15 protein-coding genes, 3 tRNA genes and 1 pseudogene are annotated in these 21,873 nt (G+C 66.3%); 7 read left to right on the top strand and 12 right to left on the bottom strand.

The annotated features are described in order from the left end of the window. The 4 genes from CR105_RS25025 to CR105_RS25010 form a co-directional block, all read right to left on the bottom strand. A partial coding sequence (locus CR105_RS25025) for a GTP-binding protein (RefSeq protein WP_229414067.1) occupies window positions 1-226 on the bottom strand: 226 nt, incomplete at its 3' end. 87 nt (window positions 227-313) lie between these two features. Beyond that, window positions 314-388: transfer RNA gene (locus CR105_RS25020), tRNA-Thr, on the bottom strand. A gap of 38 nt (window positions 389-426) precedes the next feature. After that, a tRNA-Gly gene (locus CR105_RS25015) sits at window positions 427-500 on the bottom strand. 55 nt (window positions 501-555) lie between these two features. After that, window positions 556-640, bottom strand: a tRNA-Tyr gene (locus tag CR105_RS25010). Between the two features lie 239 nt (window positions 641-879). On the opposite strand from CR105_RS25010, the gene CR105_RS25005 reads away from it, so the two are divergent. Beyond that, entirely contained in the window at window positions 880-4,140 is a 3,261-nt protein-coding gene (locus CR105_RS25005; protein WP_229414117.1) for an EAL domain-containing protein, read from the top strand. Window positions 4,141-4,208: 68 nt separating this feature from the next. Here CR105_RS25005 and CR105_RS25000 read toward each other — a convergent pair whose 3' ends face one another. The 3 genes from CR105_RS25000 to CR105_RS24990 all read right to left on the bottom strand — a co-directional run bounded on the left by CR105_RS25000 (window position 4,209) and on the right by CR105_RS24990 (window position 8,634). Further along, window positions 4,209-5,750: an HDOD domain-containing protein gene (locus tag CR105_RS25000; RefSeq protein WP_099793326.1), complete on the bottom strand. Its 1,542-nt coding sequence runs from the start codon at window positions 5,748-5,750 to the stop codon at window positions 4,209-4,211. A gap of 46 nt (window positions 5,751-5,796) precedes the next feature. Beyond that, window positions 5,797-7,428: a tetratricopeptide repeat-containing response regulator gene (locus CR105_RS24995; protein ID WP_099793324.1), complete on the bottom strand. Its 1,632-nt coding sequence runs from the start codon at window positions 7,426-7,428 to the stop codon at window positions 5,797-5,799. A 171-nt stretch (window positions 7,429-7,599) separates the two neighbouring features. Further along, window positions 7,600-8,634, bottom strand: a complete 1,035-nt coding sequence (locus CR105_RS24990) for a DUF3369 domain-containing protein (protein WP_099793322.1) — start codon at window positions 8,632-8,634, stop codon at window positions 7,600-7,602. A gap of 333 nt (window positions 8,635-8,967) precedes the next feature. Between CR105_RS24990 and CR105_RS28735 the strand changes: the two are divergent. Beyond that, window positions 8,968-10,099, top strand: a pseudogene (locus tag CR105_RS28735) (methyl-accepting chemotaxis protein); the annotation flags it as partial. Here the strand turns inward: CR105_RS28735 and CR105_RS24980 are convergent. Together CR105_RS24980 and CR105_RS24975 are read right to left on the bottom strand one after the other, a co-directional pair. Then, entirely contained in the window at window positions 10,018-10,989 is a 972-nt protein-coding gene (locus tag CR105_RS24980; protein WP_099793320.1) for a J domain-containing protein, read from the bottom strand. The pseudogene CR105_RS28735 and the gene CR105_RS24980 sit on opposite strands and share 82 nt — an antisense overlap. 53 nt (window positions 10,990-11,042) lie before the next feature. Next, window positions 11,043-12,191: a class I SAM-dependent methyltransferase gene (locus tag CR105_RS24975; protein ID WP_099793318.1), complete on the bottom strand. Its 1,149-nt coding sequence runs from the start codon at window positions 12,189-12,191 to the stop codon at window positions 11,043-11,045. A gap of 69 nt (window positions 12,192-12,260) precedes the next feature. Between CR105_RS24975 and CR105_RS24970 the strand changes: the two genes are divergently transcribed. The 5 genes from CR105_RS24970 to CR105_RS24950 are packed head-to-tail and all read left to right on the top strand — an operon-like array spanning window position 12,261 to window position 15,311. Beyond that, window positions 12,261-13,037, top strand: a complete 777-nt coding sequence (locus CR105_RS24970) for an SDR family oxidoreductase (RefSeq protein WP_099793316.1) — start codon at window positions 12,261-12,263, stop codon at window positions 13,035-13,037. A 9-nt stretch (window positions 13,038-13,046) separates the two neighbouring features. Beyond that, complete coding sequence (locus CR105_RS24965) at window positions 13,047-13,445, top strand: dihydroneopterin aldolase (RefSeq protein ID WP_099793314.1); 399 nt, start codon at window positions 13,047-13,049, stop codon at window positions 13,443-13,445. Continuing rightward, window positions 13,442-14,362 carry a tRNA 2-thiocytidine(32) synthetase TtcA gene (ttcA, locus tag CR105_RS24960; RefSeq protein WP_099793312.1) on the top strand — a complete coding sequence of 307 codons (921 nt, stop codon included), beginning with the start codon at window positions 13,442-13,444 and terminating at the stop codon, window positions 14,360-14,362. Before CR105_RS24965 ends, ttcA begins: the two co-directional genes overlap by 4 nt. Window positions 14,363-14,370: 8 nt before the next feature. After that, window positions 14,371-14,787: a PPC domain-containing DNA-binding protein gene (locus CR105_RS24955; protein ID WP_099793310.1), complete on the top strand. Its 417-nt coding sequence runs from the start codon at window positions 14,371-14,373 to the stop codon at window positions 14,785-14,787. An 8-nt stretch (window positions 14,788-14,795) separates the two neighbouring features. Continuing rightward, window positions 14,796-15,311: a SixA phosphatase family protein gene (locus CR105_RS24950; protein WP_099793308.1), complete on the top strand. Its 516-nt coding sequence runs from the start codon at window positions 14,796-14,798 to the stop codon at window positions 15,309-15,311. A gap of 138 nt (window positions 15,312-15,449) precedes the next feature. On the opposite strand, the gene CR105_RS24945 is transcribed toward CR105_RS24950, so the two are convergent. The 3 genes from CR105_RS24945 to CR105_RS24935 form a co-directional block, all read right to left on the bottom strand. Continuing rightward, entirely contained in the window at window positions 15,450-17,600 is a 2,151-nt protein-coding gene (locus CR105_RS24945) for a TonB-dependent receptor plug domain-containing protein (RefSeq protein ID WP_099793306.1), read from the bottom strand. Further along, a complete protein-coding gene (ampC, locus tag CR105_RS24940; protein ID WP_370660706.1) occupies window positions 17,597-18,787 on the bottom strand; it encodes a class C beta-lactamase in 1,191 nt (396 codons plus the stop codon). The genes CR105_RS24945 and ampC overlap by 4 nt, the downstream gene beginning before the upstream one ends. 80 nt (window positions 18,788-18,867) lie before the next feature. Further along, complete coding sequence (locus CR105_RS24935) at window positions 18,868-21,765, bottom strand: TonB-dependent receptor domain-containing protein (protein WP_218968752.1); 2,898 nt, start codon at window positions 21,763-21,765, stop codon at window positions 18,868-18,870. Window positions 21,766-21,873 lie beyond the last annotated feature (108 nt).

Raw genomic sequence — 21,873 nt, 5'->3', positions numbered from 1 at the left:
GGCGGTTGGCCGTCTCGTACTCGACGTGCGCGGTGTTGATGGTGATGCCGCGCGCTTTTTCTTCTGGTGCCGCATCGATCTGGTCGTATGCTTTTGCTTCGCCGCCGAATTTCTTCGACAGAACGGTCGCGATCGCAGCCGTCAGGGTCGTCTTGCCGTGATCAACGTGACCGATGGTGCCGACGTTGACGTGCGGCTTGGTCCGTTCGAATTTACCTTTTGCCATTTTAGACTCCTAACGATTTTGAGAATTGCCCAGGCACTCGCCTGACTTGTCTGTTGAATTTACTGCGACCTGCGTACTACTGAATTCTGGTGCCCTTTACGTGGATTGAACACGTGGCCTCTCCCTTACCAAGGGAGTGCTCTACCACTGAGCTAAAAGGGCTAATGTATTGCGATGTACTACATGCATTGCAAGACCACTGGAGCGGGTGAAGGGAATCGAACCCTCGTCGTAAGCTTGGAAGGCTTCTGCTCTACCATTGAGCTACACCCGCGAGGTAACGCCTGAACTCTTCTTCACTGTACCGCTACAACTTCCTTGCAACATCTTGGTGGAGGGGGCTGGATTCGAACCAGCGTACTCATAGAGAACAGATTTACAGTCTGTCGCCTTTAACCACTCGGCCACCCCTCCGCGAGGAACCGCAGAGTATGAAGCAAGCACACAACACTGTCAACTAATTTTGCGGGATACTTTCCGCGGAATCGGCGACCAACTTGCTTCGGGGCGTGATTGTAACCGCACCTGCGGCAACAGTGCAAGGGCCGATGAATCGGCCGCAATTTCGTCTAGAATTATCCGCAGCGGCCGGCCATCTCCATCGCATGATTTTTGTGGCTGCAAAGCTACATCGCATTCTCGAGGGTTTTACATTGCACTCCCCTTCCGGCGCGCGGCACAAGGCATTCGCGGCCAACCTGTGGCTGGCATTGGCATGCCTGGCGGCCGAATGGATCGGCCAGTTGCTGGCCGACCACCCGGGCCAGCCGGCGCCGCTGTCGCTGGCCGCCGGCATCGCCGTCGCCGCCCTCTACAGCCGCGGCTGGCTGATGCTGCCCGGGCTGGTCGGGGCGATCTTCCTGCCGGCGCTGCTGCCGGCCTTTCCCGGCGCGGTCGTCACCGGCACGCCCGGCCTGCTGCTGGCGGCAGCGTCACTGCTGCAGGCGATCGTCGGCGCGGCGCTGATGCGGCGCTGGGTCGATCCGGCCATCGCGTCCGGGCGCGCGGTGCTGCGCTTCGTGCTGCTGACGCCACTGATCTGCTGCATCCGCGCGACCGCCTCGATCGTCGTGCTGGCGATGCTGGCGCCGCAGGAAATCGCCGCCGCCGGCGTCGGCCTCAACTGGCTGACCTGGTGGATCGGCGACGCCATCGGCATCCTGCTGGCCGCGCCGGTGTGCTGGGCCGCGATCGGCCGCCCGCGCGCGCTGTGGCGCCCGCGCCGGCTGCTGGTGGCGCTGCCTTTGATCATCGCCGCCGCCGCCTTCATCGCCATCTACCGCCAGGCGCTGCGCTGGGAGCACGAAGAACAGCTGCACACCTTCCGCATGAAGGCGCAGGAGGTCGGCCAGATGATGCAGGCGGCCCTCAGCGAGCATGAGCGCTTCATTGCCGGCGTGGCCCGCGCGATCGACGATCCGGGCGTGGTGCGCACGCGCGGCGGGCCGGCCGGCGTGCTCAATCCGGACAATTTCTTCGACATCGCCGGCGCCTACCTGCACCAGCGCCCGGAGCTGATGGCGATGGCCTGGCTGCCGCGCGTCACCGGCGCCCAGCGCGCCGACTTCGAGGCTTGGGGCAGCACCTATTTCGGCCGCCGTTTCGAGGTGCTCGACATCACCGACGACGGCGTCAGGCGCGCCGCGCCGCGCGCCGATTACTACCCGGTGCTGCTGATCCAGCCGGCCAGCGGCGAGGTGCTGCTGGGGCGCGACTTCATGTCCGAGCCGCTGCGCGGCGCGGCGCTGGCGGCGACGCTGGGCAGCGGCCGGCCGGCCGCCAGCGCGCCGGTCAAGCTGAGCCAGACCGGCACCCGCGGCGTGCACCTGCTGCAGCGCGTGGCCGGCCTCGACACCGAGCCGACGGGCGTGCTGAACCTGGCGCTGCGGGCCGACGCGTATGTCGGACGGGCCCTCGCGCAGTCGGGCTTTGACCACTTCCTGGTCGCCTTTGCCGACATCACCGAGCGCGCCAGTCCGGTCACCATGACCGACACCATCGGCGCGCGCACGGACGGGCCGCGCTACCGCAGCGAGCTCGCATTCGGCGGGCGCCGCTACGAGTTGCGGCTGGCGCCCGACGACGCCTACCAGAGCTCGCAGCCGAGCTGGCAAAGCTGGAGCGTGCTGACCGGCGGCCTGCTGCTGACGGCGTTGATGGGCGCGCTGATGCTGGTCATCAGCGGCGAGCGCACGCAGATCCAGGCCCAGGTCGACGACGCCACCGCGCGCTTGCGCGAACGCGAGGCGCGCCTGCAGGCGATCCTCGACAACGCCGCCGACGCCATCATCACGGTCGACCGCGACGGCGCGGTGCTGTCGGCCAATCCGGCCGCCGGCGCGCTGTTTGTCTACCCGCCCGAACAGCTGTGCGGCCTGCGCGTCGACCACCTGCTCGACATGCCGGAAGGCGACGGCGCCGCCCTGCCGTGCCTGGCGCAGTCGGGCGGGGTCGCGCGCGAACTGGCCGGCACCACCAGCGCCGGCAACCGCTTCCCGCTGTCGCTGTCGGCCAGCCAGGTGACGCTGCGCCACGAAGACATTTTTGTCTGCATCATCCACGACCTGACCGAGCAGCGCCGCGCCCAGGAACACATCTACCAGCTGGCCCACCACGACACGCTGACGGGGCTGGAAAACCGCTTCGCGCTGAACCAGCATCTCGAGCAGCTGCTGGCGCAGGCGCGCCGCGCCGGCCACGCGGTGGCGCTGCTGTTCCTCGACCTCGACCACTTCAAGAAGATCAACGACTCGCACGGCCACCAGACCGGCGACCTGCTGCTCGTCGAGGTGGCGCAGCGGCTGCGCGAACTGCTGCGCGACGTCGACATCATCGCCCGTCTCGGCGGCGACGAATTCATCGTCGTGATGGCCGGCGCGCTGACGCCCGAGCTGGTCAGCGCGGTGGCGGTCCGCATCGTGCAGTCGCTGTCGGCGCCCTACCACTTCTCCGGCCAGACCATGTACAGCGGCGCCAGCGTCGGCATCGCCATGTTCCCCGACGACGCCGCCAACGCCGCCACCTTGCTGCGCCATGCCGACACCGCGATGTACGTCGCCAAGAGCCATGGGCGCGGCAATTTCCAGTTCTATTCGCCGGCCATGAATGTGGCCACCCACGAGCGGCTGCTGATGGAAAACCGCATCTGGGTCGCGCTTGGCCAGCAGCAGTTCGAACTGTACCTGCAGCCGCAGGTGTCGCTCGACAACGGGCGCGTGGTGGGCGCCGAGGCGCTGCTGCGCTGGGACCATCCGGAGCTGGGCCTGACGGGGCCCGAGCGCATCATTCCGGTGGCCGAGGAGTCGGGCCTCATTCTCGCGCTCGGCGACTGGGTGCTGGCGCGCGCGGTGGCGCTGATGGCCGAGTGGAAGCGCGACGGCTTTGCCGGCCTGCGCATGGCGGTGAACCTGTCGGCGCGCCAGTGCCACGGCCGCGAACTGCTGCCGCGGCTGGACCGCCTGCTGGCCGACGCCGGCGTCGATCCGTCGCTGCTGGAACTGGAGATCACCGAGTCGGCCGCGATGCACGACCCGGAGCACACGCGCCACCTGCTGCGCGCCTTGCGCGAGCGCGGCATCAACGTCGCCATCGACGACTTCGGCACCGGCTATTCGTCGCTGTCGTACCTGAAGCTGTTCGCGATCGACCGCATCAAGATCGACGGCAGTTTCGTGACCGACATCGAGACCGATCCGAACGACGCGGCGATCGTCACCGCCACCATCGGCATGGCCCACGCGATGGGACTGACGGTGCTGGCCGAAGGCGTGGAGACGGCGGCGCAGCGCAATTTTCTGCGGCTGCACGTGTGCGACGAAGCGCAAGGCTACCTGTTCGCGCGGCCGATGCCGCCGGCGCAGTTCCGCGAGTTCATGATGCGGGCCAAGGGCCAGGCGCTGGGGCCGCTGTCCTGAAAGCCGCCGGGGTCAGGTCTGACATTCGGACATTTGGAATTTCAAATGTTCGAATGTCAGACCTGACCCTATGGCGACAAGGCGACCAGCACCTGGCCCTTGAGCGCCTTGATCAGCGAGGTCTCGTCCGGCGGCACGCCCTCCGGCGCGGGGTGGATGCGGTCGGCATAGAACAGCCCAAGCTGCACTTTGCCCACCACCAGCGGCAGCACGATGAAGCTGCGCGCGTCGGGCAGCAGGTTGCGGTGCCAGATCGGCAGCAGGTCGCGGATCTTGATGCTGCCGGCATCGGCGATCATCAGGTCGGCGTCGTTCTCCATCGCCAGGTGGAACAGGTCGCGCGTCGGCGCCATCGGGAACACGAAGCCGGCCTGGCGCCGCTGATGGTCTTCGCCGAACGCCACGCGGGCGCGGAACTGGCCGCTGCGCGGGTCCTTCAGGCAAACCGTGGCGAAGCGAAAGCCCATGCTGCGGTACAGCGTCTCGAGCACCGCCAGGATCACGTCATTGAGCTTGGCGTCGCCGCCGGCGCGCATCTGCGTCACGTCCTGCACCCCGGCCAGCAGCAGCTCGCGCGCGTTGTGCGGCTTGCCGCTCGGATGAAAGGTGTCTTCGGCGGTTTCGCCGGCGTCCATCGTCGCCAGCAGCAGCACGTTGGGCAAGCCGTCGCCCATCGGCGCTTCCTCGATGCGCGGCTGCGGCTGCATGTTCATGCTCTGCAACAGGCTCGTCATGTGCGCCTGCACCGACGTGAACATGTCTTCCATCTGGTCGGCGTCAAGATTGAGGGCGACGCCGTAACGGGTCAGCAGCGAGCGCGCATCGGGCGTGGCGGCCGGATTGACCGAGCGCGCCAGCAGCTTCGACACTTCCATGCTGAACGACGCCACCTGGCGCATCCATTCGGCGCGGCTGGCGGCCGACTTGTGGATCCCGGACGGCAGCGGCGCCAGCGAGCGCACGATCGAATCGGGGATCTTCCATTCGGCCAGCACCGCCTCGGTCAGCGCGTCGTAGCTGCAGCCGAGGATCATCTGCGAGGCCTGGCCGATGGTGTGCTTGCCGCCGGCGGCCAGCGCGCTGATCTCGCGGTAGCGCGCATGCTCGTGCGAGGCGACCAGCAACGGCGCCAGGTTCTTGAACAGCGCCGCGATCGACGCCTCCTCGGCGCCCTGGTAGGAACTGGTGCGCGCCATTTCGCGTCCGACCAGGCTGGCGCACAGGGCGTTCTCCAGTTCGAGCCGCACGCTTTGCGCATGCGCGCTGTTCGACAGCGCGTCGACCAGCAGCATCGCCAGCGCGGTGGTCTTGACGTTGTCGAAGCCGAGCAGCGAAATGGCGCGCGAGATGGTCGTCACCGCGGTGCCGGACGCGGTGCGGTAAGTGGGGGTGTTCGACAGGCGCAGGATGCGCTGGGTCAGCGCCACGTCCGACAGCACGTAGTACGCCAGGTCGTGGGTGCCCTTGTCGTCCGACGACGCCATCTGCACCACGCGCGCCACCGACGTGCCGAGCGCGAACATGTCTTCGTCGCCGCAGACTTTATGCAACAGCGCGGCGCGCACGCGGCGCGTCTCGTTCTGGCTCGGCGGATTCGATTCAACTGCCATTACTGTTTCCGTATTCTTCTATGGTCGAATGGCCGCGGCAGGCCGGTCAGGCCTTTTTCACGCGCGGACCCTTGTCGTATTTTTTGAGGATCTGCTGGTGCAGGCCAGCCAGCGCCGGCAGCTTCGGATTGATCGGGTCGAGCCGGCGCACGCTGTCGATCAGGGTCACCGCGGACTGTCCCAGGCGATCTTCCCAGCCGGTGTTTTCGAGGCACTTCAGGACCGCGACGGCGGCGTTGAAGACAACCTGCGGATTGTCGGGCAGCTTGTTGACCGCTTCGATCATCAGCGCCACGGCGCCTTTGTAGTCGCCTTCCTTTGCCTTGTTGGCGCCGGCGGCCACCATGTCGACCACCTGCTGGCGGCTTTCCTGCGCGGTGCTGGCGGCCAGGTCGCCGCGGCCGGCCTTTTCGAACACACTCATTGCCTTGGCCATGACGGCGTTGTTGGAGGCGTTGCGCATGACGTCGCGCATGACGTCGGCCGCGCCGTCTTCCATGTTGTTTTGCAGGCAGTTGCGGGCCAGTTCCATCTTCATGTCGGCCGACAGTCCCGGCGCATCCTTGCAGGCGACCAGCGCCGCCTCGAGCGACTCGTTCAGGCGCACCTCGTTGCCGGTATATTCATGCACCATCGCCGACGAGATCGCGCTGCACACGCTGGTGTTTTTCTGCCCGCCCATCGACTTGTCGAGGTCGCGGATGACCGCCGCCGCCTGCACCGGATCGCCCTTGCGCACCAGTGTCTGCACCAGTTTCACGTGGTCTTCGGGGTCCCGGAATTCGGAATACTTGGCCTTGCTGACGACCTGCTTGAGCACCTTTTCGGCCGTGTCGGTGTCGCCCGTTTCGAGCGCCAGTTCGCCCAGCTTGCGCAGGCGCCGCACCGCGTGCGGCGACACCGCCACCGCCTCGGCCAGTACCGCCTGCGACTTTTCCAGCGCGCCGATGGCGGAATGGGTTTTCGACAGCCAGTCGTAGGCGTCGACGAATTTCTTGTTGCTTTCGACCAGGTCCTCGAGCATGTCCTTCGCTTCGTCGAAGCGCTCGCGCATGAACAGCGTCTTGGCCAGTCCCAGCCTGGCCCAGGCAATCGCCTTCGACTCGAACAGCTGCTGGTAGATCGGTTCGGCTTCGGCCGGCTCGCCGAGGAACATGTGCAGCTCGGCGCGCAGGCGCAGGAAGTCGACCGCGTAGCGCGGGTTCAGCTTCATGCCGTCGATGCAGGCGGTGATGGCGTCGCGCTGGTTACCGCTTTCCATGAACTGATAGACCGGCATGAACACGTTGCGCCGTTCCAGCGCGCGGCCGATCCGTTCGAGCAGGCGGTCGGCGGTGAACGGCTTGAGGATGTAGTCGGTCGGCGCCAGTTCGGCGGCGCTGACGACCTTGCTGTAATTGCCCTCGGCGGTGACCATGAAGAACATCGTCGCCAGCGTGATCAGCTTGTGGTGGCGCAGGTCTTCGAGCAGCTGCTGGCCGTCCTGGCCGCCGTCGAGGTCATACTCGCACAGGATCAGGTCGAACGTCTTCAGGCCGAGGTGCTTGATGGCGTGGTTCGAACTGCTGGCGTGGTCGATCTTGGTCAGGCCGCACAGGTTGAGCATGTTGTGGATACTGGCGCGCATGCCGGCATGCGGCTCGATAATCAGCGCGGAGAGTCCGTCTAGTTCATTCATCAGTTGTTTTTCCTGTCATGCCATTGGCGTTACGCCACGGCGCGCTACTTGGGCACGCCTTATGCTTGGAGTATATAACGGCAAACTCGGAAAAAAATTAAATCAGCCGTGGCGGCCGTGATACAGCCGGCTTTTGACGGCTCGGCGCGACAAATCGACCGCGCCGGCCACTCAATGGGCTGGAAAGATACCCGGCAACGGCGGCGCCGGCGCGCCGGCGCTTTGCCGCAGCGCGCGCAGCTGGTCGAAAAGATAATGGTTGTCGAACGCCGCGGCGGCGAGCTGGCCGAACAGCTCGAGCAGGTCGCGCTGGATCGGCGCGACCTGCAGCGCGGGGATCAGCGCGATGCAGGCGCGCCGCTGTTGTTCGGCTGGCACCAGCAGCACGGTGGCGTCGTCGCCGTGCTCGCTGCACTGCGCCAGCAAGGCGCGCTCGAAGGCCGGGCGCAGCGGATGGCCGGCCGGCAGCCTGGCCTGGCCGGCCAGGTCGGCATACGCGCCGCCGGCGGCCAGAATCGCCAGCTCGCCGCCGTCGGCCGCCATCACGCACAGCATGCCTTCGGCGCCGGCATCGAGCACCGAAGTCAGCTGGCCGAGCATCCCGGCGGCGAAGTCGCGCAGCGAGCCGCCGTGGTAGGCCGCCCGATTCAGATCGCCCGCGCTGGCCAGCACGCGCGACAGCGCCGCGCGGCTGCGCTCGAGCGTGGTCAAGGTATCGTAGGCGCGCAGTGCCGAGATCACGGCGGTAAACAGGCGCTGCGTGGTCAGTTCGGTCTTCGCCTTGTAGTCGTGGATGTCGTAATCGATGATCACGCGCTGCTCCGGCGCCTGGCCCGGCTGGCCGGTGCGCAGCACCACCCGCACGGTGTGGTTGCCAAGCTCCTCGCGGATGCGGCGCGCCAGCACCAGGCCGGCGTCTTCGGTTTCCATCACCACGTCGAGCAGCACCAGCGCGATGTCGGCCGTGTCGCGCAGCAGGGCGAATCCTTCGGCGGCGCTGTGGGCCGAGAACAGTTCGAGCTCGCGCCCCATGAAGCCCACGTTGCGCAGCGCCAGCCGGGTCACCGCATGGACGTCGGTGTCGTCGTCGACCACCAGCACGCGCCAGGGGGGCAGCGTGCCGGCGGCGAGGGCCGCGCTGGCGGCGGACCTGACGGCGTCGTCGTCGTCGATCAGCCAGTCGTCATCGTCCTCTGTGTTACCCATCCAGGCTCCTTTACGGCGGGGGGGTGGAACGCTGCCAAATTCACAAGCTAAGAATATAACCAAAGCGGCGCGCGCGTCCAGTCTTTCGGCGCCCCATTTTCATGCTGCATGCGTGCTGCATGCGCCGGCGCGGTGCGTGACTTCGAACTGCCGGTTGCGTCAAAGGGACGTTCGCGCCGCGCGCTATCATCGGCGTCGGTGATCGACCCGCGCAACCTGACCGGAAACCTCATGATGAACCCTGCGAAGCTCAGCATCACGGCGCGCCTGGCCGCCGCCTTTACCCTGCTCGCGCTGCTGATGCTGGCCATGCTGGCGGCCGGCCTGCAGGGCGCGCGCACGCCGATGATCGCGCTCGGCGCCGGCTGGATCTGCGCGGCCACCGCGCTGGCCGCCTGGCTCGGGCGATCGATATCGGGACCGCTCGGCCAGGCAGCGGCGGTGGTGCGCCAGGTGGCCGCCGGCGACCTGACCGCCAGCGTCGGCCACGAGGGCCACGGCGAGACCGGCGCCCTGCTTGCCTCGCTCAGGCAGATGAACGCGGCGCTGGCGGCCACCGTTGGCGCGGTGCGCACATCGAGCGACACCATCGCCGGCGCGTGCGGCCAGATCGCCAGCGGCAATGCCGACCTGTCGAGCCGCACCGAGCTGCAGGCCAGCTCGCTGGAGCAGACCGCCGGTGCGATGGAGCAGCTGACCTCCACCGTCAAGCAGAACGCCGACAACGCGCGCCAGGCCAACCAGCTGGCCATTTCGGCGTCGACGGTGGCGGTGCGCGGCGGCGACGTCGTCACCGCAGGTGGTCGACACCATGGCGTCGATCAAACAGAGCTCGCGCCGGATCGTCGACATCATCGGCGTGATCGACTCGATCGCCTTCCAGACCAACATCCTGGCGCTCAACGCCGCGGTGGAGGCGGCGCGCGCCGGCCAGCAAGGACGCGGCTTCGCGGTGGTGGCCAGCGAAGTGCGCAACCTGGCGCAGCGCAGCGCGGCGGCGGCGCGCGAGATCAAGGGCCTGATCGGCGACACGGTCGACAAGGTCGACGGCGGCGGCAAGCTGGTCGACGAAGCGGGCGAAACGATGCAGCTGATCGTCACCTCGGTGCGGCAGGTGGCCGACATCATGGGCGAGATCACCGCGGCGAGCCAGGAGCAGCGCTTGGGCATCGAGCATGTGCACACGGCGATCGCCCAGATGGATGCGATGACGGCGCAAAATGCCGCGCTGGTCGAACAGGCCGCGGCGGCGGCGTACGGCATGCAGGAAGAAGCCAGGGCGCTGACCCGGGCGGTCGGCGTGTTTACACTGCACGCGCCGGCCGCTGCGCCGGTCGCCGTCGCGGCGCGGCGTGCGGCGGCGCCAACCCATTCGGCATGGTTCTACGGAGCGGCGGTGGCGGCCGGCGCCCTGGCGCGCGCGGCGCAGTCGGCCTTGCCGGCGCCGGGGTCGACGTTCTGGTAGCGCACCTCGTATTTGCCGGCGGCCAGCTTGTCGATCGCCAGCGTCGCGTGCGCCAGCACATACGCGTGGCGCACATTGGCGCGCCGATCGAGGTCGTACAGCTTGACGAACACCGCCGACGGATTGGCCGTGTTATCGACTTTCACCTGCATCTCCTCGCCCTGGTTGCCGACCGGGTAGCCGTCGACATAGCCTGAATTGAGCGGCCAGCTCTCGCCGTTCGGCGCCACCAGCGACTGCAGGTCGGTGTCGCACTCGGGCGCGTGCGCCGGCACGATCAGCTGGGTTACCGCCAGCGCCTTGATGTCGGGCGGGCGCGCGGCCGGATTGTCGGGCAGGTACGCCTTGCCGACCGCCCAGCTGTCGATGGCCGGATCGGTGGCCGGCTCCGGCACCACCTGCGGCTGCACCCGCGGCACCGCCGGCGCGCCCAGCACCGAGGCCAGCGCCGCCGGCAGCACGCGCGGCTGGTCCACCGCCAGCAGGCCGACCGCGCAACCGGCGGCGAAGCTGGCGCCCAGCGCCAGCCACCACTTGGCGTCGCGCAGGCGCCGATACGGCGTTGGCGCCGCGACCGGCTGCGGCTCCCAGGCATGCGCCGGGGCGCCGTCGCGCGCCTTGTGGCCGTCGTCGGCGCGGGTGCTGTCGAGCCAGGCGATCTCCCATTCCTCGGCCGCGATCCACTCGTCGTGCTCCTTGCGGCGCACCGGGTCGGACAGGATGCCGTAGGCGGTGTTGAGGATGGCCATGATGCGGGCCGCTTTCTCGTCGCCGGGGTTCTTGTCGGGATGATACTTCTGGGTCAACGCCTTGTAGGCCGCGCGAATGACTTCCGGCGGCGCCAGGCGCGCCACTTTCAGGTTGTCATAATGAGTGTGAATCTTGGCCATGGCTTCATGATAAGCGATACTGAGCGATACCAGAAGCCTCCGCGATAAGACCCCTACAGCCGGTGACTGCGGTCGGCGGCGGCGATCGGCGCCGGCAGGTCGATGCCCTTGCCGACCACCAGCACCTTGAACAGCTCGCCCATCTCGCTTGGCGACACCAGCTTTTGCACCGCGTTCGCCTGCGGCAGGTAGCGCAGCGCGTCCTGCGGGTCGGTACGCAGCAGCAGCTCGCCGATGCCGGCGCCAAGCAGGAAGCCGGCCTGGCTCATGTAGGCCAGCACGTCGGCGCCGGCGTCCTGCGCGGCCAGCGCCATGGCGGTGAAGTCGACGTGGGCGGTGACGTCCTGCAGGCCTGGCAGGTAGAACGGATCGGCATGGGCGTGGTGGCGGTAGTGGCACATCAAGGTGCCGCCGGTGCGGTCGTCGACATAGTATTCGTGCGCCGGGAAGCCGTAGTCGAACAGGATCGCCGCGCCGCCGCCGCCAGCCAGCATGCGCGCGAGCGTCGCCATGAAGGCGCCAGCGACCGGATGGACTTCGGTCAGGTAGCCTACCTCCAGCAGGTCGGCGTCCGGGATCTGGCGGCCGATCTGCGCGGCCAGCGCGGCGTCCGGGGCGCGCTCGGCAAAGGCGAAGCGGCCGTCGTCGATCGTCACCATCACCTGGCGCCAGCCGGCCGGCGTCTTCGTCACCAGTTCCACCGGCATCGCGTCGAGCACCTCGTTGGCCAGCACCACGCCGCTGAAGGTATCGGGGAAGCCGTCCAGCCAGCGCACCTGCGGGAAATCCTTCAGCGCCTCCTGCTGGCGTGCGCGCAGTTCGCCCGACAGTTCGACGATGGCGTAGCTGTCGACGGCAACGCCGTCGGCGGCCAGCGCGGTGAGCACGTCGCGCGCCAGTTTGCCGGTGCCGGCGCCGAATTCGAGGATGTTGGGCGCGCTTTGGGCGATAATAGAGGCTGTGACGCGGGCCAGCGCGGCGCCGAACAGCGGGGTGATTTCAGGCGCCGTTGTAAAATCGCCGTCCCGACCCAGCTTGGCCGCGCCGCCGCTGTAGTAGCCCAGGCGCGGCGCGTACAGCGCCAGCTCCATGAAACGGGCAAACATGATGCTGCCGTCGTGCTGCGCGATCTCGGTGGCGATCAGCTGTTGCAGCGCGTGGGACGCGGCCAGCGCGTCGCTATCGGGTTCAGGTAAGGACATTCCGGCATTGTAGCGACAACGGCAGACACTAACAATTTATGCAGCTTTGCGCATAATCGAAACGACAACATGACTTCATCCACAAGCGGACGGCAGCAAACCGCGCTCGTCACCGGCGCCGGCCGGCGCATCGGGCGCGCCATTGCGATCGCGCTGGCGCAGGCCGGCTGGGACGTCGCCGTCCACTTCCGCCATTCGCGCGCCGAGGCGCAGGAGACGGCCGACGCCATCACGGCGCTGGGCCGGCGCGCCGTGCTGCTCGAGTGCGACCTGGCCGACAGCGCCGCGGTGCGTACGCTGGTGGCGCGCGCCGCCGAGGCGCTCGGCCCGGTCGGCTGCGTGATCAACAACGCCGCGCTGTTCGAGTACGACAGCGCGGCCGATTTTTCGCCCGAGCTGCTGGCCGCGCACATGCAGGCCAACGTCGGCGCGCCGATCCTGCTGGCGCAGGCGCTGCACGCGGCCACGCCGGCCGGCAGCCAGGCAGTGGTCATCAACCTGCTCGACCAGAAGCTGGCCAACCTGAATCCCGATTTTCTGTCGTACACGCTGTCGAAAGCGGCGCTGCAGACGGCCACCACGATGCTGGCCCAGGCGCTGGCGCCGACGGTGCGCGTGGTCGGCGTCGCCCCCGGCATCACGATGGTCTCGGGCGAGCAGACCGAGTCCGGCTTCGCCAGCGCGCACCAGGCCACGCCACTGGGCCGATCGAGCACGCCGCAAGACGTGGCCGACGCGGTCTGCTACCTGGCCGGCGCGCGCGCCATTACCGGCACCACCCTACTCGTCGACGGCGGCCAGCACCTGATGCCGCTGCCGCGCGACGTGATGTTCCTCACCAAATAAGGCTTAACCATGTTGTCCGCACTGACCCACCCAAAGCTGGCCGATTGCCGCCGGCTGTTCCTGCGCAATTACGAAGTGATGATCAACATCGGCGTGCACGACTTCGAAAAGCGCGGCGAGCAGCGCGTGCTGATCAACGTCGACCTGTACATTCCGCTGGCGCAGTCGACGCCGAAGTCCGACCAGCTCGAGGAAGTGGTCGACTACGACTTCATGCGCGAGACGGTGTCGCGCCGCATGGCCCAGGGCCACGTGCACCTGCAGGAGACGCTGTGCGACGACGTCGCCCGCGCGATGCTGGCGCACCCGCGGGTGCGCGCGGTGCGCGTATCGACCATGAAGCCGGACGTCTATCCCGACTGCGAAGGCGTCGGCGTCGAGGTTTTCCAGATCAAGGAAGAAGCATGAACGGCGCAGCGGCAGTGATGGAACCGAACACGCGCGACATGGAAAAGACCGCGCACGAGAACAACAAGCTGCACAAGCGGCTGTGCCGCCTGGTGGGCCAGGCGATCGGCGACTTCAACATGATCGAAGACGGCGACAAGGTGATGGTGTGCCTGTCCGGCGGCAAGGACAGCTACGCGCTGCTCGACATCCTGATGACGCTGCGCGAGCGCGCGCCGATCCACTTCGACATCATCGCGGTAAACCTCGACCAGAAACAGCCGAACTTCCCGGCCGATATCCTGCCAGCCTATCTGACCAAGCTGGGCGTCGCCTTCCACATCGAGAACCAGGACACCTACAGCATCGTCAAGCGCCTGATCCCGGAAGGGAAGACCACGTGCTCGCTGTGTTCGCGCCTGCGCCGCGGCATCCTGTACCGCGTGGCCGATGAACTGGGCTGCAACAAGATCGCGCTCGGCCACCATCGCGACGACATCCTCGAGACGTTTTTCCTGAATATGTTCTTCGGCGGGAAGCTGAAGGGCATGCCGGCCAAGCTGCAGTCCGACGACGGCAAGCACATCGTGATCCGGCCGATGGCGTATGTGAAGGAAGCCGATTCGACCCGCTACGCCGAGGTCAAGCAGTTCCCGATCATCCCGTGCGACCTGTGCGGCTCGCAGGAGAATTTGCAGCGCAAGCAGATCAAGGGCCTGATGCGCGAATGGGAGAAGAAGTATCCGGGCCGCGTCGAGAGCATCTTCTCGTCGCTGTCGACAGTGGTGCCGTCGCACCTGATGGATCCGGCCATGTTCGGCTTCAAGGACCTGAAGGCCGATGGCGTGGCCAGCCCACTCGGCGACATCGCGTTCGACGACGAGCCGTGTTCGACGCCGGCGCCTGGCGTGTTTTCGATCCAGCCAGCGGCCGACTGAGGCCGGCCATGCAACCGCTGCCGCTGCGCCTCAATCCCGGTGACGACCTGCGCCTGTCGCTCGAGGCGGTGCTGGCGTGGCACAGGGTGAGCGCCGCCTTCGTCCTGCAGGGCATCGGCAGCCTGAGCGTGGCGCAACTGCGCCTGGCCGGCGCCGCGCAGCCGACCGAGATTGGCGGCGACCTCGCGATCCTCACGCTGGCCGGCTCGCTGGCACTGGACGGCGCCCACCTTCACATGTCGCTCGCCGATGCGCAGGGTCGCGTGGTCGGCGGCCATGTCGCCCCCGGCTGCATCGTCCGCACCACCGCCGAGATTTTGCTGGCGCTGCTGCCCGACCACGAATTCACACGCGAGCTGGACGCCGGTTCGGGTTACCCAAAACTTGTCGTGCGCCCGCGTTCAACGTCGTTACCACCACCATGAGGGCAGCCATGCACCTGCGATTTCTCTCCGCTGTTTTCGTTGCGCTGGCGGTGCTGGCGCCCTGCTCCGCGCTGGCCGAACCGAGCATGATCTACGTGGTGCGCCACGGCGAGAAAGCGCCGGCGGGGAAGGACCCGGAGTTGAACGAGCAAGGCAAGGCGCGCGCGCAGAACATCGCCACCACGCTGCACCGCGTTGGCATTGCCAGCATCTTCAGCAGCACCACCGCGCGCACGCAACAGACGGCGCAGCCGCTGGCGCAGCGCAGCAGCCTTCCGGTTCAGACTTATGACCCGGGCGCGCCGAAGGCGCTGGTGGAAAAAGTGAAGGCGCAAAGCGGCGTGGTGCTGGTGGTTGGACACTCGAACACGGTGCCGGACCTGGTGCGTTTGTTTGGTGGCGCGCCGGGCAGCGATATCGCGGACAACGAATATGACCGGATGTACCAGTTGATCGTTGGGCCGAATGGCGCGGTGACTACCGTGCTGCTGACGTCACTGCCGGCGACTGGCGCGGCGCCATAAGCACAAGAATCCCCGCTTGCGCGAGGATGACGGGTGCTTTCGATTGTTTGGCGCGGCGGAAGGGTGCTGAACTGGCGGTGAGCTTGTGAAGTACGGGTCTGACCTAGGTCAGACCACAAAGACAGCCGGTTAGTTCAATCAGATCTTGTGTTCGAGGGTGAGGCGGATGCCGCGGTTGCTGCGGGCGCGCGCGCTGCGCAGCAGGCTGCCGTCCTCGTTGGCGAACCGCGTCGCGTTGCAGCTGTCCTGATGCAGCAGGTTGAAGGCCGACGCGCGCAGCTGCGTCGCCGCCGACAGCTTCATCACGCCATACACGTCGAGCGTGCGCGTCGGCCAGGCATAGCTACTGAGAAAAGCGGACAGGTTCACCGGTCCCGCCCTGCGAAAGCCGAAATTGCCGCCGGCGGTGAACCCCTCGCCCACCCGGTAGTCGAGTCCGACGTTGGCGCTGAACGGGGTTTGCGCGCCGAGGCGGTTGTGCGGGCCGGGCACCGAATCGAGCGAGGACCAGTTGCGCGCGAGGTTGATCTTGATGTCGATGGCCGGCGCATTCGCCACCACCAGCGCCAGCGGCAGCGCCGCTTCGAATTCGATCCCGCGAACCAATGCCTTGCCGTCGTTGACCGGGCTGGCGATCCACACGCCGCTTTCCTGGTACAGGCGCTCGACCGTGACGTCGTCGATGCGTCGCACGAAGGCGCTCGCGCTGATCATGCCGGACTTGCTGAAGTAATGTTCGTAAGCGGCGTCGAGTCCCCACGCCAGTTCGGGCCGCAGCTGCGGATTGCCCTGGCGGTCGGGATTGGTGGGACCGTTGTCGTTGTTGGCGGTGTAGCGGCGCGGGATCAGGCTGGGCGTGGTGGGCGCCTTGTAGGTGCGGCTGACGCCAAGGCGCAGCTGGTCTTTCGCGGTGCCGGGCAGCTTCCACACTGTCTGCAGCACCGGACTCCATACGCCGGAGCGGTTGTGCACTGGCGCTACGACGTTGCTGAGGCTATCGGTGAACAGGCCTTCCCAGCGCAGGCCCAGGTACATCTGCCAGCGCGCCGTGATGTCCCACTCGTCCTGCACGAAGAAGGCCAGCCGCTTGACCTTGGCGTCGTAGCTTTCGTCGAGGTCGACGCCGCGTGGCGCGCCGGCGCCATCGCGGTCATGCTGCAGGCGGTACTCGCCGCGCTCGGTGTAGGCGCTGTCCCAGCCGGCTACCAGGCTGTGTCCCTCGAAGAACGGGATCGAGTACTTGCCGCTCGATGTCAGCTGGTCGTCGCGCGCTTCGGAGTCGACCGCCCGCTCGAGGCTCAGCGCACGGCTGGCGCCAGTGCCCATGAAGACGAAGTGCGTCTTGCGGCCGGTATGGTTGATGCCGACCTTGGCTTCGATGCGGGCGCCGTTCGCGCCGCGGTGGCTCCAGGCCAGGTCGCTGCGCACAGTTTCGACCCGTGCGGCGGACGTGAAAGCGTTGTCGGGATAGTCGCTCGGGGCGCCGAGCAGCGTCGTTTCCACGGTGTTGCCATGCCGCGCCGAGTCGTTGATCTCGATGAAGGTTTGCGAACTGATTGTGTCGCCGCCGGCCAGCGTCCATTGCAGGCGCGGCGCCAGCGACAGGAAGCGGTTGTGGATGCGGTACTGGTAGTACAGGTCGCGCCGCAGATTGACCGCGCCGTCCGGGCCGGCGCCGGTGACCTGCTCGGTGTCGCCCGGTCCCGACGCTTTTTCCTGCCTGGCCGCGCCGGTGACGGTGTACGAAAAGCCTCCAAGCCGATCAGCCATCCGCAGCGACAGATTCGGCGTGACGCCGGCGCGGTCGCTGACGACGCCGAACTTGGCTTCGCGCTGGCGCCGGCTGGTGGCTTTCCTGAGCACGATGTTGATGGTGCCAGCGATCGCCTGCGTCCCATATTCGACCGTGGGCGAGCGCATCAGCTCGACCCGCTCGATCAACTCCGGCGAGATCGAATCGATCGAGAAACCCGGCGCCACCGGATCGCCATTGAGCAGGATCTGGGTGTAGCCACTGCCAAGTCCGCGCATGCGCACTTCGCCGGCGACGGTGACCCCGGGCAGTCGCTTGAGCACATCGGACATGCTGGTGTCGCCGAAGCGAACGATGTCGGCGTGGCTGATGACGACCTTGCCGGTGGCGTCGCCCTGGCGCTGCCGATCGGGCCAGGCGGTGATCTGCACCGCTTGCATCGGCACGGGAGGATTGGTGACTTCTTGCGCCGTGGCAGCAGCGGCGAAAACTGCAAAGACGGTAAACGGAACGAACGTGCAGCTGGCTGATTTCACGGTGCGAGCTGCTCCGAAATGGCATGCGCGGCGGTGACGCGCGCGGGAATCGGATAGCCGCGGTTTGCCAGCATCACGATGCCGATTTTCTTTGCCGGCACGAAGGCGACATAGGTGCCGAATCCGCCGGTGGAACCGGTCTTGTTGAACAGCGTCGGCCCGACTGGGGCGCGGGGCGGCGTGAGCTGCCTGGCTGTGTTGGCTTCGTTGATCATCGTGACGGAGTTGCCGGCCAACAGACGCTCAAGCGCGATTGGATAAGGATACTGTTCCCAGCCGAGGCCCTGCACCATTTCGCCGACCTGGAAGTAGCCGGTGTGGGTGCCGGCGACAGCGCGGCGCATCGGCTCGGCCAGCTGGCCGGGCGCCATGTTGACCTGCACGAAGCGGATCATGTCGGCGGAGGTCGACTTGACGCCGTAAGCTTCGGCGGCAAACACGCCGGGGTTGACGCGCACCGGCTTGTTGGCGCGGTTGTAGCCCCACGCATAGCTGGCCTTCGCGCTGTCCGGTACGCGCACGAAGCTGCGCTTCAGGCCCAGTTGAGGGAACAGCTGGTTCTCGACGGCGTCGGCAAAATCTGTCTTCAGGGCCAGCGCGGTGAGGTGGCCGAACAAGCCGAGGCTGGGGTTGGAATACAGGCGTTGCGCGCCAGACGCGGCGCCTGGTTTCCATTGCTGAAAATAGCCGGGCATCTGGCCATCTTCGCTGACTTCGTCGGGGAACTGCAGCGGCAGGCCGCCGGCGCTGTAGGTGCCGAGGTTGAGCAGGCTCGCCTTGTCAATCGGGCGGCCTTTCAGCTGCGGCATGTATTTGCCGGGATGGTCGTCCAGCGCCAGCTTGCCCTGCACTTGTGCATACGACGCCAGGGTTGCGGTGAACACCTTGCTGATCGATCCGAGCTCGAACAAGGTCGACTCGCTGACCGGCGTGCTGGTCTCGCGCGAGGCGACGCCGTAGTTGAAGAAGGTGGTGCGGCCATCGACGGTGACGGCAACGGCCATGCCTGGCACGTCGTGCTGGGCCATCAACGGGCGGATGGCGGCGTCGACCGCGCGCGCGGGCGGGCGGAGTCGTCGGCATGGCTTGAAAAGGGAAAGGAAGCGATGAGGGCAACCGCCATGCAGCTGCCGAGTTTTGGCCGGGAGATCAAACGATGCGTCCTTGAATGTTCTAGAGAGAATCATTCATTTTCTCATAATGTTACCAGGACAAAAGATAAAAAAATGGCGGGCCGAAGCCCGCCATTTCTGGTTGATGCTTGCTATTAGAAAGTCAGCGAAGCGCCGAACGTGATGTAACGGCCGACCACATCGTAGTTCTGCGGGAACGTATTGCCGCTGTTGGTACCGGTGCTGCCGATGGTGCCGCCGACGATAGGCGGTTTCTTGTTGGCCAGGTTGTTGATGCTGACGGTCACGCGCAGGTTCTTGTTGACCTTCCAGGCACCGCTCATGTCGACATAGTGATACGCGTCGATCGCAGAATACGCCGGCAGGAAATTGGTGCCGCCCGGCTCCTCAGTCACAGCGCTGACATAACGCCAGTTGTAGCCGAGCGAGAAGGCGCCCACGTTCCAGTTGGTACGCTGGTTGAACTTGCGCTTGTAGTTCGGCGCGCCGCAGGCCACGCTGTAGTAGCCGAGGCAGTCACGATCGACCGACGCCGGCGTCGGGCGGAACTTGTAGCTCTGCACCTGGTTGATGCCCATGCTCAGGTCGAGGCTGCCCCACTTCGGATCCATCCCCAGTGCCGTGGTGTTCATACGGTAGGCGATGTTGACGTCGATGCCGCTGGTGTTTTGCGTACCGAGGTTCGACGACGCGGTCTGCACGCCCTTCGACTCGTTGCCGTTGAAGGTGCCGTTGATCGTATTACGTCCGATCAGGCCGCACGCCGCGTTGAGCGTCAGGCTCGGGTTGAACGCGGTGCTGTAGCAACCGTCGAGGACGTCGGTGGTGGTCGGGCTCGAGACTGCCTTCTCGATGTCGATCTTGTAGTAGTCGACCGTCAGTGCCAGCTTCGGCATTGGTTCCCACACAAAGCCGATGGTTTTCGTCTTCGCTTCCTCAGGTCCCAGCGCCGGGTTGCCGCCGCTCTGGTTGTTGATCTGGCCAGCCGACGGTGCCGGCAGGCTGCCGATCTCGCCTTGCGGCACGCCGGTCAGGCGGCACAGGTTCGACAGGGTGCCGGCCGTGGTGGCGGCGCCCTGGCTGACCCGATTGCCCTGGCAAGGATCGATCGCCAGGTTCGACAGGCCCGTCACCACCGGCGCGAACAGTTCGTTCACGTTCGGCGCGCGGGTTGCCTTCTGCACCATGCCGCGCAAACGCAGCGACTGGATTGGCGCCCATTCGCCGCCAACCTTCCAGCTGCCGTAGTCCCGTGAATTGCCGGCGGTGGAAAACTCGGTCTGGCGATAGCCCAGTTCGAGGTTCAGCGCCTTGATGAACGGTTTGTCCGCCACCAGCGGCACTGCCATCTCAACGGCGTATTCCTTCAGGTTGAACTGGCCGGTACGGTCCGGGGTCGGCGCGCCGGTGCCCAGCACTTCGCCCTGGATCTGCGAGGCGCCGTCCGATTTCGTGTTGGCCGCTACCTTGCGCTGCTCCATCGTCAGCGCCATGTTGATCGGCGTGCCGGCGAACGGGCTGACCAGTTTTTCGCCGAGGTCGCCCGAGACCGACACGGCGGCGACATCCTGCTGGACCGATTGCAGCAACAGTGCGCTCTGGTTGATGAATCCTGCCTGCGCGGGCGTGATCGAGCCTTCGGCGCCGAACACGTTGAGCGGCACGCAGCCGTTGGCGGTGTTGACGCAGGTGGTGCGGTTGAGCGCGTTGAGCGCCTGGCCGACTTTTGCCAGCGAACCCCAGTTGCGGCGCACCTGTACCTGGTCCGCGTTGCCGCGGCTCCAGTAAGCGTCGTAGGTCCAGTCGTACGCGATCTCGCCCTTCAGGCCGAGCGTAAACTGCAGCGTCTTGTTGTCGAAGTCGTTGAAGCGCGGTCCCAGCTCGGTGATGCGGCGGTTGACCAGCAACGGCACCATGGTCGCATTGCCTTCGACGCAGCTGGCGGCCGGAATGCCACGGCGCTCGCACAATTGCTGACGGGCGGCAGCAGGAATGTACGGATTCCCGATAGGCACGTTGAAGGTATTGCCAAAGGTACCGGTCGAGGCCAGCGTGGAAGCGACCTTGCTGTTGGTGTAGAACAGCTCGGCGTATGCCTCGGCGTGGTTGTTGATCTTGAAGTTACCCAGCGCGGTGGCCTGGGTGCGCTCGAGGCCGGTCACGTAATAGTTGACCGGATTGAAGTTGAACGCCTCCACCGGCTGGATCAGCGCGCCGGTGGTAGGGTTGATCTGCCAGGCGCCGGCCAGCGTATCGGTGCCGCCGGTGCCTTTGCTGGTCGAGAAGGCCGATGGCACGGTGGTGCCCGAACCGCTCGGTGCGCCGTTGGTCGAACTGAGGCTGGTGACGCCGAACGGACGCTCACCCTGGGTCAGCGGATCGGCGACGGTCTTGCCGACGCTCAGCACCACGTTGCCGCGGTTGTCGGCCAGGTTGGCGCCGATGGTCAGGTCGGTGCGGCGGCGCTTGGTGTCGCGCTCGTCCATGGTGGCGCCGTACGAGGTCGTCAGGTCGACGCCAGTGAAGTTGCGCTTGAGGTTGAAGTTGACCACGCCGGAGACAGCGTCGGCGCCGTACACGACGGACGCGCCGCCGGTGACCAGGTCAACGCGGCTGAGCAGGGCGATAGGAATCGAGTTGGTGTCGACGGTGCCGCCGAGGTTGAACGGGACCAGCCGGCGGCCATTGATCAGGACCAGCGTGCGGTTGGTGCCGAGGCCGCGCAAGTCGATGGTGGCGCCGCCGCCGGTGCCGTTGTTGGTGCCCGGACCGATCGCAGGCACTGCTGCCGGCAAACCTTTGAAGAATTCTTCCACCGCGATCGGCTGCGAGGTCTTGATTTCTTCCGCAGTAATCGATGAGATTGGACTGTTGGAAACGGTGCCTGGCGTGGTGATCCGGGTACCGGTCACTTGCACAACTTCCATTTTTTCCTGTGCATACAGCGGCTGGGCGACGACCGCCATGCCAACCAGCACACTGCCGGAAAACATCAGTCGCATCGATCGCGACAACACCTTTTCTTGAATCATTTGATAGCCCCTGGAAATTATTATGGTTTTACATTTGCCGCAAGGATCACTTGCTACAAAGGCAATTTTTATGTTTCTTCCCGCTTGGGAAAGAAGTTAACGATAAAA

Source organism: Massilia eurypsychrophila, from assembly GCF_002760655.1.
GTDB lineage: Bacteria > Pseudomonadota > Gammaproteobacteria > Burkholderiales > Burkholderiaceae_D > JAFCUW01.
The sequence above is the reverse complement of the archived record's forward strand: the minus strand, read 5'-3'. Positions and strand labels throughout refer to the sequence as shown.

Coding starts and splice junctions, on each gene's coding strand:
- CR105_RS25000 (WP_099793326.1), bottom strand. CDS start 5,750: ATGGCAGTTGAATCGAATCCGCCGAGCCAGAACGAGACGCGCCGCGTG.
- CR105_RS24995 (WP_099793324.1), bottom strand. CDS start 7,428: ATGAATGAACTAGACGGACTCTCCGCGCTGATTATCGAGCCGCATGCC.
- CR105_RS24990 (WP_099793322.1), bottom strand. CDS start 8,634: ATGGGTAACACAGAGGACGATGACGACTGGCTGATCGACGACGACGAC.
- CR105_RS24980 (WP_099793320.1), bottom strand. CDS start 10,989: ATGGCCAAGATTCACACTCATTATGACAACCTGAAAGTGGCGCGCCTG.
- CR105_RS24975 (WP_099793318.1), bottom strand. CDS start 12,191: ATGTCCTTACCTGAACCCGATAGCGACGCGCTGGCCGCGTCCCACGCG.
- CR105_RS24970 (WP_099793316.1), top strand. CDS start 12,261: ATGACTTCATCCACAAGCGGACGGCAGCAAACCGCGCTCGTCACCGGC.
- CR105_RS24965 (WP_099793314.1), top strand. CDS start 13,047: ATGTTGTCCGCACTGACCCACCCAAAGCTGGCCGATTGCCGCCGGCTG.
- ttcA (WP_099793312.1), top strand. CDS start 13,442: ATGAACGGCGCAGCGGCAGTGATGGAACCGAACACGCGCGACATGGAA.
- CR105_RS24955 (WP_099793310.1), top strand. CDS start 14,371: ATGCAACCGCTGCCGCTGCGCCTCAATCCCGGTGACGACCTGCGCCTG.
- CR105_RS24950 (WP_099793308.1), top strand. CDS start 14,796: ATGCACCTGCGATTTCTCTCCGCTGTTTTCGTTGCGCTGGCGGTGCTG.
- ampC (WP_370660706.1), bottom strand. CDS start 18,787: ATGATTCTCTCTAGAACATTCAAGGACGCATCGTTTGATCTCCCGGCC.
- CR105_RS24935 (WP_218968752.1), bottom strand. CDS start 21,765: ATGATTCAAGAAAAGGTGTTGTCGCGATCGATGCGACTGATGTTTTCC.